10 protein-coding genes and 1 pseudogene are annotated in these 13,174 nt (G+C 47.3%); 4 read left to right on the top strand and 7 right to left on the bottom strand.

From position 1 onward, the window contains the following. Positions 1-138: 138 nt before the first annotated feature. Entirely contained in the window at positions 139-2,136 is a 1,998-nt protein-coding gene (locus K0504_RS16810) for a GumC family protein (protein ID WP_220105320.1), read from the top strand. Positions 2,137-2,149: 13 nt separating this feature from the next. Here K0504_RS16810 and K0504_RS16805 read toward each other — a convergent pair whose 3' ends face one another. Continuing rightward, positions 2,150-3,373, bottom strand: coding sequence for an EAL and HDOD domain-containing protein (locus K0504_RS16805; protein ID WP_220105319.1), 1,224 nt, complete (start codon positions 3,371-3,373; stop codon positions 2,150-2,152). Positions 3,374-3,541: 168 nt separating this feature from the next. Then, positions 3,542-4,909 (bottom strand): DNA repair protein RadA, encoded by a 1,368-nt coding sequence (radA, locus tag K0504_RS16800; RefSeq protein ID WP_220105318.1) that lies wholly within the window; start codon positions 4,907-4,909, stop codon positions 3,542-3,544. An 84-nt stretch (positions 4,910-4,993) separates the two neighbouring features. On the opposite strand from radA, the gene K0504_RS16795 reads away from it, so the two are divergent. Further along, complete coding sequence (locus K0504_RS16795; RefSeq protein WP_220105317.1) at positions 4,994-7,453, top strand: PilZ domain-containing protein; 2,460 nt, start codon at positions 4,994-4,996, stop codon at positions 7,451-7,453. 5 nt (positions 7,454-7,458) lie between these two features. On the opposite strand, the gene serB is transcribed toward K0504_RS16795, so the two are convergent. Next, complete coding sequence (gene serB / locus K0504_RS16790) at positions 7,459-8,511, bottom strand: phosphoserine phosphatase SerB (protein WP_225918201.1); 1,053 nt, start codon at positions 8,509-8,511, stop codon at positions 7,459-7,461. A 94-nt stretch (positions 8,512-8,605) separates the two neighbouring features. Here serB and K0504_RS16785 point away from each other — a divergent pair, with 94 nt between their 5' ends. Further along, entirely contained in the window at positions 8,606-9,247 is a 642-nt protein-coding gene (locus K0504_RS16785) for an AhpA/YtjB family protein (protein WP_220105316.1), read from the top strand. Here K0504_RS16785 and K0504_RS16780 read toward each other — a convergent pair. From K0504_RS16780 to K0504_RS16765, 4 genes are all read right to left on the bottom strand, one after another. Continuing rightward, a complete protein-coding gene (locus K0504_RS16780; protein ID WP_220105315.1) occupies positions 9,244-9,744 on the bottom strand; it encodes a GNAT family N-acetyltransferase in 501 nt (166 codons plus the stop codon). The two genes, K0504_RS16785 and K0504_RS16780, sit on opposite strands and share 4 nt — an antisense overlap. A 1,085-nt stretch (positions 9,745-10,829) precedes the next feature. Then, positions 10,830-11,243 carry a hypothetical protein gene (locus K0504_RS16775; RefSeq protein ID WP_220105314.1) on the bottom strand — a complete coding sequence of 138 codons (414 nt, stop codon included), beginning with the start codon at positions 11,241-11,243 and terminating at the stop codon, positions 10,830-10,832. Beyond that, a complete protein-coding gene (locus K0504_RS16770; RefSeq protein ID WP_220105313.1) occupies positions 11,240-11,773 on the bottom strand; it encodes a hypothetical protein in 534 nt (177 codons plus the stop codon). The genes K0504_RS16775 and K0504_RS16770 overlap by 4 nt, the downstream gene beginning before the upstream one ends. Positions 11,774-11,790: 17 nt before the next feature. Beyond that, complete coding sequence (locus K0504_RS16765; RefSeq protein WP_225918200.1) at positions 11,791-12,222, bottom strand: outer membrane protein assembly factor BamE; 432 nt, start codon at positions 12,220-12,222, stop codon at positions 11,791-11,793. A gap of 546 nt (positions 12,223-12,768) precedes the next feature. Here K0504_RS16765 and K0504_RS16760 point away from each other — a divergent pair. Further along, a pseudogene (locus K0504_RS16760) lies at positions 12,769-13,174 on the top strand (IS4 family transposase); the annotation flags it as partial.

Genomic DNA, 13,174 nt, shown 5'->3' with positions numbered 1-13,174 from the left:
AACCGCCCAGCCAACGCGTTATCATCTCCGTCCACCGCGACTAGCCACCTCTACCCCGAGCTGTTACATTCATGTTTTGTAATGAAGACTGATGCCTATCAGTCGACTTTAATGCGCTCAGACAAAGGGTTTAACTCAATGGCTTTCGGACCGGAAATCGACGTAACGGCCGCATCATCAAATCTCCAGCAACAACAGCATGAAGAAAATGACGCCCGTATGAGAAAACGGGTGCTAGCCATTAGTTTTGCCACCATCTTGTTGCTCGGCTTAGCCTTTGTTTGGCTCCGCTCGCCTGTTTACCAAAGCTCTGCACTGGTTCAGTTAACCTTTCCCGACGTGGGTACATTGGCGCCAGAAGCAATGGCCGAACGGGCATTTGCGGTAAGCGAGCGCAAACTGACGAGCGAAAGCGTACAAACCAATCTTCTCAATCGCCTGAACGATGGTGGTTTCGAGCTAAGCGGCGAACAACTTAATGCCATGCTGAGCTCGCACGGCGAGCCCGCCGACCGAATGCTGACCTTGTTTGTGCAAAGTGAACATCAAGATTTGCCACTCCCCGTTATTAATGAGTGGCTAGGTCTGTACTTGGCCGAATATCAGCAGCAACAAGGCGAACGGACCGACAAAAACCAGCAGCATACAAACGATAAATTGGCAGATTTAGAAGCACGGATCAGCAAGCAACGTGAGTCGATTCGCCAGTTCAGCGCCCAATATGACGTCAGCTCGATTCAACAGGAAGAGAATCGTGCCATCAACAAAATGAAAAACGTCACTTCGGCATTAAACGAAGCCGAAAAACAACAAATTCAAGCCGCTGCCCAATTGGATGCGATCAAAGAAGCTAAGCGCCTCGGCTCGCCGATCGCGAGTCCAGATGCAAAAGCACAAGCACAGCGGCTTCGTGCTTCCATTTTAAGCATCGAGCAAGAGCTGGCTGAACTCAGTGAGCGTTACACCGATAAGTACATGGCGCTTGATCCTGATATCGTCAAAAAAACGCGCAAGCGTGATTCGCAGCAGCAAGAATTGGATCAATTAACCACGCAAAGTGCAGCCCTTTACGAAACCGAAACCAAGCAAGCATTGCTTGACGCACAAGGCCGAGTCACCGCTCTAACAGCACAGCGTCAGGCGCTTCGGGATGAAACCATTGCCAGCAAAGAGCGTTTGAGCGACTACCGCAACCTTGTTGCCGAATTAGACATCTTGGAAAATCAGGCTCGCGCCCACAAAGCTAAATTGCTTGATATTGAAGTGGTTCAATCGGATGTACCTCGCATCGATGTGCTCGAATACCCTGCCGCTCCTACCTATCCGATTGGGCCTAATTACTGGCTTGATTCGCTGTGGGTGTTGCTGGCAGCAACACTCGGTGCGCTGCTGAGTTTTAAAGTACTCGCCATGGTATCGGTGCGTCGACCAACCGGTCCAACATCAGCCAACTACACCGTGGTACAAACAGGCAACGCCGCTCCGGGTTTAGGACAATCGACTAATCAACAACTTGAGCATCAACAGAATCAGTTGCTCGAGAACCAACACGTCACAACGCCAGCGATAGCACAAGCAGCCCCGCAACCGTCACAGCTTCCAAACGTGACGAGTACGCCACGACAACTATCCACGGTTGAGCTCAGCAATCTTTTCAGTCAAGCCCCAACCGATATCCAGCTGGCAATTGGTCTTATGTTATCAGGGGTCGCTCCGTCTGAATTTAGTGCGTTAAAAGGCTCACAATTCGACTCAGCGCAGCAGATGTTACATCTTTCAGGGCGATTCCAACGCTCGTTAACGTTGCCCGCATCGGTCATTGCGCTGTTACCCGAATCCTTGTCGCTTGAGGCTTCGTTATGGTTGCAAGAAGACGGTAGTCAATTAACGGTTGAAGACATTGATGCGATTTTACTCATCGCCGCCGAGGATGCAGCTCTCAGTAATCCGGCCGAAGTGACCGTCGCGGTCATTCGTCACAGCTACCTGTGCTTTATCGCGGAACAAGGGTTGAAACTTTCAGAAATGGAATCAGTCAGCGGCTACATTTCACCCAAACAATTGAGTTGGTATCGCGGCCTTAACCACACCGCCGTGCCTGAAGTGCAGTTGACGCACCCTGCGTTAGGCGCATAAACGCAGAGAAGACTTAATCAGCAGTCGATGTTCCTTTCAGCAAGGCATTGCTCCAACCAATGGCTTGCTGATAGAACTCCGGCAACTCTTTGTCGGAGATCCCTAATCGTTCGGACAGCTCTGGAATGCTATCCCAAACCGCACGCTCATAATCCACGGCGAGGTTCAGGTAAGGCGCAAGAGGACCTTGTCGGCTGACCGTCACTTCTTTGATATCTTGTGCCAGCGGTACCTTTTCCATGATGACATCGATCGGTTGGTCAAGGATCGCATCAATCAATGAGAACAACCCGGCTAAGAAAGCCCGCGATTCATGCTTAGGATTCATGGTGGCGGCAATGAGCTCACAAAAGCGAGCTCGGGTTATCGACAATCGCAACAACTCATCGGGTTTGTTTTCCGATAAGTTAGCAGCAGCGATCAGCGCTAAGAATTTACGCAACTCGGTTTCACCCAAATAGACCAACGCCTGCTTAATTGACGAGATCTCTTTTTGGTGTGAGAAAAATGACGAATTAACGAATCGTAGCAATTTATAGGTGAGCGACACATCGCGCTGAATAATGCTATTCAGCTCTGAAAAATCACAATCTTGCTGGGCAAGCTTGGCCAGTAATTCCACTAAATTGACTTGTGATGGATTCAAACCACGGCGTTGGATTACTTCTGGCCGGCTAAAGAAATAGCCCTGAAAGTAGCGAAAACCCATTTGCTTGAATTTCTCAAACTCTTCGTGGGTTTCGACTTTCTCCGCCAGCAAGTCAATATCAAAATCCAGCTTTAATTTTTTAATGGCGAGCACTTCTTTCGGCGAGCTCGCACGAATGTCGACTTTAATCATATCGACATAAGGCAGCACAGGACGCCATGCGTCCTTGTACGCGAAATCATCTAAAGCAATGCGATAACCGAGCTCTTTGAGCTTCTTACAGATTTGAACAAGCTTAGGGCCGGGTTCAATTTCCTCGAGCAACTCAATCACTACGCCCTCTTTGGGCAAAAGTTCAGGCACTCGTACGAGTAACGAAAGTTCAGGGAAATTTATAAATGCAGGGGCATCGCCAGTGATCTCATCGATCCCTAGATGCAGGTGACTACCGGCTACTAATTTGGATGTCGCTTCATGCGCATTAATTTGAGGGAATACATTGCTCAAGCTATCGCGAAACAATAACTCATAACCAACGAGATTACGCTCAACATCAACAATGGGCTGTCTTGCGACATAGATATACATAAATACGGCTACTTCAGCGGAGTGAGGGATTTTTAGCTACGTTCAGCACTTGTTAAATGTACTGATTAGCAATGGCGATAACACCTTCCGCCTGCCAGTTTAGTGACCTAACGCACTCGCTTCTAGTATTTAAACGGAAGTTTTCCCATTACTCTAGTTATTGTTGCTTTACACTTGTTCCAGTGCATCCGCCAAGTTTTTCACCGCCACCACTTCGATGCCAGCAATCGTCTGCTTAGGCGCATTGGCATAGGGCACAATCGCTTTGCTAAAACCGTGTTTAGCAGCTTCCTGAATACGTTCAATGCCGTTAGCAATCGGTCGAATTTCACCGGACAAACCAACTTCACCAAAAACCACCCAATCATGCGGGATCACGCGATCGCGAAAACTCGACACTAACGCCAGCAGCAATGCTAAATCAGCGCCCGTTTCAGCGACTCGCACGCCACCAACTACGTTCACAAAGACGTCTTGATCGGCCATTTGCAAACCACCATGACGATGCATCACCGCCAATAGCATGGCTAAACGATTTTGCTCCAAACCAACAGAGACTCGACGCGGGTTTGCCAGCGGTGAATTGTCAGCTAACGCTTGGATCTCAACCAGTAATGGGCGTGTTCCTTCCCAAACCACCATGACCACGCTACCTGCAGATTGTTCTTCCGCACGAGACAGGAAAATAGCCGACGGGTTCGATACCTCTTTCAAGCCCTGGCCGGTCATGGCAAATACACCAAGTTCATTAACCGCACCAAAACGGTTTTTAGTGCCCCGCAACGTCCGAAAACGACTGTCGGCCGAACCATCCAGCATGACCGCACAGTCAATACAGTGCTCCAGCACTTTCGGGCCTGCCAGTGCGCCGTCTTTCGTGACGTGCCCCACCATGATGATGGCCACACCCGATTGCTTTGCGTAACGAGTCAGGTACGCCGCTGATTCACGGACTTGAGAGACGCTACCAGGGGCCGATTGAATGTCGTCCAAATGCATCACTTGGATGGAATCAATCACCATGATGTCTGGCTTTTCTTCATTCGCTAAACGGCAAATATCAGCAACATTGGTTTCAGCTAACATCCGTAATTTATCGGCAGGCAATCCTAGGCGAGTCGCGCGCATGGCAACTTGTTGCAATGACTCCTCGCCGGTGACATACAGTGCATTGCGCTGTGTGGCAAGCTGACACATGACCTGCAACAGCAAGGTACTTTTACCGGCGCCGGGATTACCACCGATGAGGATGGCTGAGCCAGGAACAATGCCGCCACCAAGAACTCGGTCCAGTTCCGAAAAGCCACTACTAAAGCGAGGGACTTTTTGTAAATCGATGTCTGATAATGTTTGTACTTTAGCTGCAACCACACCCGCGTAGCCCTGCCGTGCTGCGGTTTTAGCACTGCTCGAAGCACCGCCTAAGCGAACTTCAGAAATGGTATTCCACTCATTGCATTCGCTGCACTGCCCTTGCCAGCGCGGAAAATCTGCCCCACATTCGGTGCAGACATAAGCAGTCTTCGATTTAGCCATGTGTCATCTCCGTTACGATGCTGGCATACTAAGTGCTTAGCTAATGAAATGACAACAGATTATTGACGCCCTAGGCACTGCTGGATGGACATAGAAGAATACCGCCCGATAATCGAGCAACTAAAGCCGCTGGTCAAAGATCCAGAGTTCGAGGAGCTACTGTCGCGCTTTCTGCGCTCAGAGCCCCCCCAAAAGCAATTCTTGATTAAAATGGAATTGAAGCGGTTGGCCGAGCCTTGTATTCGCGTCATTGATACCCGCAGCCGATCAGGCGAAGCCAGTCAAGAAATCAAAGCTGGTACCATGACCCACTATTTAGATGCCCCTACCCGTGCGATTTTTGATAGCCAACTCAAAATCTTTGGTCGCTATACCATGGGCGTTTATGAAGCCGTCATCGCAAAAGACAAAGCGCTCAAAGCATCAAGTAAAATGCAACGGTCTAGCGCAACCAGCGATGATGCCGTTGACGATCAACAACAGGCTATCTCGCCCATTTACAATGTACCCTTACTGCGCTTTGGTAAGAATATTAAGCGACAGTCTGAACGGCTAATCTTGTCTACAAAGGTGATGGCCATGCTCCCCGCCGACAGGGAAGTCGAAGCCTCCATCTCAGATTTTTCGATTCAAGGTCTCAAGCTAAGAGTTAATGCCAACATTTACATCATCGACAACGCAGAAATCCACATTGATTTGGGCTTTATGCGTGCCAGAGACGATCACAAACCAGGCAGTTGGCAAGCCACGTACCGTTTGTTAGGCGTACACAAACAAAATAATTTGTACAAATGGCTACGCTTAAAGCGCATCGATAACGATGCACAGTTGAGCGAGCGCATCCAACGCTACTTTGATGCCCAGCACCAGCGACTAACGGTTGATACTGACGCATCCGTAGAGTCCGTTCGAGCGCGCGGTTTTGAAGATGCTTATTTTCGACAGATGTCGGCGGCGCCGGTACTAATTGGCTTGGGCGAACATGGGTTAGAGCCACAAATCTCAATTCGTAGCGAAGCGAATAAAGCAATTTTTGATTATTGGCGCGGCCTTGATGGCAACGTCTGGTTGGGTGATGTGTTTACCCCTGCTCGCTTACGGGAAATGGCGGCTAATGCACGCAAAGGTCAAGCCACTCTATTTTTCTGCTTCAATCACTTATCAGCAGGCAAACTGAATTATTACTGTGCCAGCCATCAGCAGCTGCTCGATCATGGCCTTGCTGATTTGTTTTTAGGGTTTGCTAGTCAGCGTGATAGCTTTCGGGTGTTCTCTGCCACTATTCATACCTTATCGATTGATGATGCCGAGCGCCCCTTATCATTGCCAGATGATCAGCCCGATGTAGGTCATCGCCCAATTGATCGCATTACTCGTAATAAACTCAAGCCGCTCAAAGCGGTCATCTACCTGTTTGATGTGACGAGCCGCAGCGGCACCGCTTGCTATCGCAATAACTTCGACGCATCAGGTGGTAACCCCAACGATCTCAAGCGATATCAACTCCAAACCGGAAAAATCAATTTGCGCGAAGAGGCATTTGAATTTCGCCATCAACGCAGCGAAGTTCGATACCTCTATCGCACATCAGCCGAAGCAAAAATCGCTGAACGCGTGGCGAGCGGCACCACCCTAAATATGTCAGGTAAAGGTCTGCAAATACAGCTTAAAAAACCTTTACCCATGGCCATGGGTGACTTGATGAGGGTCAGCTTGCCACAGCTGCAAAAGCTTGATAGCAAAATCAAACTCACAGATATCCCTTATCGGGTCGTGGCGATGAACCAATCACAAACACTGATTAGTTTGCGGATTAACTCCGACACCGTGCATCCAACGGTGGTACCTTTTATGAAACGCCTGCTGAAAAACAATGCCAACAAACTGAAAAAAGCAGCTGAAAATCTCACTTTGCCCGAATACATCAGCAGCTTGCGTAATATGATGGTGCCAACACTGCCACACCCAGCCATGTTTGTCAGCCGAGTAGAAAAACGCGTCAGTATTAGCCACACCGCCAACAGTAATGATGACAATGGCTTGGTCAGCTTTTTACAGCAGTTGTTTTCGCAAACAGAACCTAAGTTTACTGATGGAGTGAACTTGACGTTTTTGCAGCGCGGAGAACGTTTTAATCAAACCATGCTCCGGCCATTGCGAGTACTTCAGGAAGGTGCGGGCATTTGCTATGTCGAATGCTTAGTCTCCGCGACGCGCAATTACCAAAGCCAAGTGGAACAAGTTAATTGCCTTTACATCATGCCCAACACGCCACCAGAGCAACTTAAAGCCTTTATTGAAGGCGCCAAAGATAAATCAGATATATTTGCTATTCGGCTTACCCTATCACGGTATAGCGATCCAGATTTAATGTCGATAAACCGCGAGTTGCACTACATCAGTGACTATGCCACGCACAAGGCTCAGGCATTAGAAAAGCAGTTAAGTGCCATCATGGGCGTTGGTGAGATCATTGATATTACAGATGAAATGTTAATCCGAGCAGGCTTACATCAACACAACTCGGATCAACAATCCGCATAACTTGACTAACTTGCTAGCAGGTAGAAAACACCTTCTAAACCATGGAATTTGATGGTCGTCGATGCCTGCTCAGCTACGACGGGCTTGGCATGGTAGGCAACGCCCATGGCTGCAGCATCCATCATCACTAAATCATTAGCCCCATCACCTGCCGCTACCGTTTGACTACTGGCAATACCAAATTGCTCAGCCAGCTCTAATAGCGTGGATGCCTTGCGCTGCGCATCAATAATGTCGCCCAAGACTTTGCCCGTCAGCTTGCCGTCAACGATTTCCAATTGATTAGACACCGCGGCGTCCAACGGTAACGTTTCTTTCAGATAATCAGCAAAATAGGTAAATCCGCCCGATGCGATGGCCACGCGCCAATTGTTGTCGGCAAGTTTTTTGACCAATTCAGGCAACCCTGGTGACATTGGTAATTCAGTCCGAACGGCATTTAATATCGACTCGTCAGCATCAGTCAACGTAGCAACGCGTGCGCGCAAACTCTCTGCAAAATCCAGTTTGCCTTGCATGGCTAGTTCGGTGACTTCAGCCACTTGCTCTCCCACGCCGGCCAACTTGGCAATTTCATCAATGCATTCAATTTCAATGGCTGTGGAATCCATATCCATTAGCAACAACCCAGGCTCGGTAATCGTAGGTGCCTGAGTGAGCAGGTTCAGTTCCCATTGCTTGCTATCAGCCAGCGTTTGCAGTTCAGTGATTGCATCGGGTTGTTCGGCTAAACCTAACACCAACGCCCCCATGACATTCGGTTGATACAAACTCGGAATCCAAGCCGTGCGAACCACTTGGGTATTCAGGCAACGATAAATATCAGCCATATCGGCAAACGATAACATTCCTTGGATCACTAGACGTGCTTGCTCAGCAGCAAGTTCAGCGGCCTCGGTAACGCCAGTGTGTTGCGGTACAACAGCAGACACGATCTCAACGTTTTCACGAGTACAAGCAACCACAGCACAAGGGCCGTATTGGTCAAGAACAGCGCTGAGACTGGCCGAGTTAGGCAATGTCGCCGGATCAATGGCGAGCTGGAAACGAAAATTCAAGAGTAGCTCCGCAGAAGATGATTTATTCAGTGGCGATATGGTAGTAGGCTTAACAAGGTGCGTAAACCTCTACGGGACAACAGATAAGGACAAAATGTCGCATTCGACCATTCGCTTAACGGCACGACGCAAAAGCCGCCTTTGGCAGCTCTTATTGGCGATCGTATTAATCATGGTGATCTTCCAAATTTTACGTTTCTATCAATTAGGACGTAACGACATGCTGCAATCTCAATCATTCAGCCTAACGCGGGCCATTGTTGAACAAAGTGCAACCGCGGCGCTACCCGCTCTGCGTAATGAAGATGACGACGCACTCCATGAAATGGCAAACACCCTCATTCAAAACCCAGCAATCTTTGATGTGGCGATTTATGATCATCAAGGGATTTTGTTAGCGACTAATACCGACTACACATCATTGCGAGAACGCTTACCGGAATTAACCACCACAGATAAAGAGACTCAACTGAGTAGCCGAGTGGCCCCCATTTATGACCAACAAGAAGTTGTTGGCTTCATTCAGCTGACTTTGTCATACGCCAGTTTACAGCGCGATACCCATAACCAAAGCCGGCAACTCGACGATCAAATTCGCCTAGCCTTACTATTTTCCGTCATTGCAGGCTTTTTACTGTCGAGCAGCATTCGGCGTGGAATTCGTGATGCAGGCCGCTGGCGCCCCAAATCACCAAACAAACAGGCCGAAAAAAGCCCGTCAGAAAACCCGGATTAGTCGCACTCTATCTCGGTTTTATAGACCGTCATGCCGCGAGCTTGGTAATTCGCTAGCGCGTTAGGATGGTCTAAATCACACGTGTGAACCCAAACCCGGTCGGTACCCCATTGCCATGCATGTTGTAGCGCTTGGGTAAGCAAGAAACCACCTAAGCCCTTGTCGAGAAAACCAGGGGCAACGCCAAAATAAGCAATTTGGACACTGCCGTCACGCTGCCGTTCGAGCTCAAAGTAACCAGCCGGAGAGCCTTGCCACAACAACATAAATAGCTTCAACTCGTCGCGCAGCGCATAGTCCCGCCATTGTTGTTCGGTCCAGTTGGCCTTATCAAACCACTGCCAAGCCGCTCCCACGTATTGGTAGAAAAATCGATTCAATTCAAATTGAGGCGACTGACATTCCACCACCAAGGCATCATCAGAAGGTGCTGGTTTGCCTTTTAATTGATCGACGCAGGTCATCTGTAAGTAGGAAACGGTTACTTGGTTACTCATTGAATTAGCAGGCTCATAACTGAATTTAGAGGCAATACCATCATCTGATGGCAACTTTTTCGGCGTTTATCTGACAATGGCGGCTCACCAGATTGAGGTTCAAGAAGGGGGCTGCAGACGACTTTTTGCAGATAGTCATAATTGATGCCTGTTTTGCCATAGCTTTTAAGCAGGCGCAAGCTTATGAAGGTGAGTCTTTCATTTAGCTCCCCCAAAAAACGAGAAAGCCCCGGCACCTAAGTGCCGGGGCTATTTACATCGTGTGCAAGTTCCTGCTTTGCTTGGCGATCCCTCTCACAGTCCATCGCGATGTTCGTCCGTGAATCATTCCTAGATTCGTCCCGAATCGTCCTAGAGTCCTTGCAAAGCTCCATCTAGAGCCAACATAATCCTACGCATCCTGCGGGCCATCCTGAGCCATATCCGTGTAAGCATCCTGCCAACGCTTATTAAGATACCTGAATGCCTTTTAGCTGCAATCGCCTCTCTAGAACAAAAAAACATGTCTTATAATTGAAATATCGCCAAATAAAACATAGCACCATGTTTTTTATAGATAAAAACATAATAGCAACATTTTTAATGCGACTTTTATGGTGAGTTTATCTCACATGCTTGTGAGACATATCTCACAAGTAAAGTGTCGATTTAGATCACATTTATGATTTTGTGTGTAGGGCCACTTAACTTGAGATTTGGCGGCAAGATGAGATTTTTTTGGGGCTGGCACTCAATTTGAGATTTATTTTGGTCAAGATGAGATCGTCAGCTCTCGACTAACGCTTAATCACACCTGATACAGGGACGCACTTGGGCTCACTAATAACTAGGTACTAACGCGGGAAGTTCTAGCGTGGGCTGTTTGAAACAGACCACCTCTAACACGTTTATGGACAAAACAAAGCTACGCCTGTAATCCCAATAAGTGTAAATAGTCCCGCACCTATTGAGCTACGGCCAACCACACATGTGAGCAGCGGAAAACTAATCACTGAAAAGTTATTGAACTCCCTGAGGAGCTAAGGCTTTAGTCCGTTGCCCTGAGTAGGTAGGTATAGGGCTACTCAGGGGAACGTACGACGGAGTTACAAATTCTCGTCTAAAAAAATCGCCTTATCTAACGCTGTAAAGAAGTTCTGGTAAGGCTCTCTATCCTCCACAGCTTGTAAGTTGTATTGAGCATTTGCCCTAACCTCAACACTTGAACTTCTTTCCCTAACAGAAACACTCATTTGAAGAGCATATCCATCGAGCTTTGTTGCAGACACAATTCCTATTACGTCATCAGCCTTGTCGATTACAAACCCCAAATCTTGCAAAGTAGCCATGACTGCTCGCATCGCCTTTAATTTCGATTCCGATTCATAGCTTCGAGTTTGGTAACTTCTTAACTCTACTTGGCTACCACCTTCCATTATTCGGGATTTGGAACTCGCACAACCACTCATTAGTAGAGCAATAAAAACTAAACCAGTAACTTGCTTAAATGTAATTCTCATGAATTCGTCTCCAAGAATAATGCCTTATTCATTTTTTCAAAGAATGCTTGGTATACCTCTTCATCTTTAACTGCTTCAATCTTCGAGAGTTGATTGTGAGAATTCCAAACAAGCCGCTGTATTGTTAATCGGGCAATCCAACGCTTATCGTCTTGACCAAGTTTTACAGGAGTTGTCACCAGAGAGAATTTGATTTTCTGATTTGTATCGTACGCTGCATTAACTCCCAACAAAGCAGCAAAGATTACAGTTGCGACTTGTCCAGCCTCCACTGCATCTCGATCTTTTTCTCCGACAATGAGTCCCAAATCCGTCTCAGTTTCGGTAATTTTTGCTCCCAAATCTTGAAAAATGTGAACCCCCGCAGACAAAACTTGTTGCTCGGTTACATCCTCATAAATTCGTGATTGCAGTTGTCTTTCCTCTAGAGACGATGATGTTAAAGCCAAAGCCTCCTTAGGTATCGTAGAAGCGCACCCATTTATCAAAATAATTGCGGAAATGGCTAAAATATACTTAATAATCTTCATATCAATCCTTGATCTAATTAAAATCTAGAAGTGTGGTACGCAAAGTCTCGGACAAGTCCTTCGTCGTCGAACTTAATAATTACAGTCAATGTTCGCTGGGTTTTAGACGAAGCACCAGAATCAGCTCCGACGCCTCCTAATCCACCTCCACTACCACCGAAGATCAAACCAACGACACTACCGCTACTTCTAGAATAAGAAACATCAGTGGCTATTTTATCGTAAACCCAAACCTCTCTGCGTTTGTCGTCTGTAGAGACAATGTTTGGTGAGCCCAATATGGCCGCGACGTCCCCTCCACTCATACCAATGGTAATTTCTTTTTGTACGACACCAACCGTTAAACGCTCACCTTCATTTTGCACTTGGTTTTTATGGTAGCCAGCGCTACAACCGTTTAACCCTAGAGCAACGATAATTCCAAACATTGGAGCTATGTATTTTTTCATAACTAAAAAAGCCTTCAAAAAGGTAAAGTTAGATTTCAACCAGAAAAGAGACGGAAACTGAGCAGTGTCACTCGCGAATTCCTTCCATCGATCGCAAGAAGCAGTTTTGAAGTAGTATCAATTCCTTTGAAACAGGCTCTAACACTATCCATTCGAAAAAACTAATTCTACGATCAGGGTCAAATTAACTGGTTACGACAAAATAAAGTGCCCATTTCCCCTAAAAGGGGTTAATAATCCAGCAATTTTTGTAGTGCGGGCTGAATTGACCAGTCTTTCGTAGACTACTCGTAAGTTGTAATTTCTAAGCTTTTCATAAGCCAGCTCAAGCATATCTAAAGCTTGGCTATGCTTGAGCTGGCACACTAAATTTCGGCTCTATTACAATAGCCAGCCTCTAATCCGCCCTTGTTTAACAACTCAGCAAAGATTAACGCAACTCTCTAAGGAATCCCCTCATAATATTGATTCCTTTCAATAAGATAGACACGCATGAGGCGATTTAATCTAATTACTTTCGCCAAAAAACAACAAGAACTACACCCCATGCGTGACACGCTTATCTTACATGATTTGCTTAAAAATCAATGCCCTTCAGTCCACAACAAGCGATTAAATTCGTTGATGATTGCCGTTCAATCTTTGTTAGACGGCCAGCAACTCTCACTGACCGAGCTTGGGCGCAATATCACGGGCGCTGTCGCCGCCAAGCACAACATCAAAGCGTGTTGACCGGTTGCTCGGAAACTCGGCACTTCACCAAGAGCGATTAGCCATTTACCGTTGGCATGCCAAGCTTCTGTGTGGCGCTAATCCTATGCCAATTATTCTGGTGGATTGGTCTGATGTTCGAGAGCAAATGCGCCACCAAACCTTGCGCGCTTCGGTGAGTTTTGAAGGCCGCTCGGTCACGGTTTACGAGCGTGTCTTTGCCTTTGCTGAATACAATTCA

This window comes from Neiella holothuriorum, from assembly GCF_019457915.1.
GTDB classification, from domain to species: domain Bacteria; phylum Pseudomonadota; class Gammaproteobacteria; order Enterobacterales; family Neiellaceae; genus Neiella; species Neiella holothuriorum.
The sequence above is the reverse complement of the archived record's forward strand: the minus strand, read 5'-3'. Positions and strand labels throughout refer to the sequence as shown.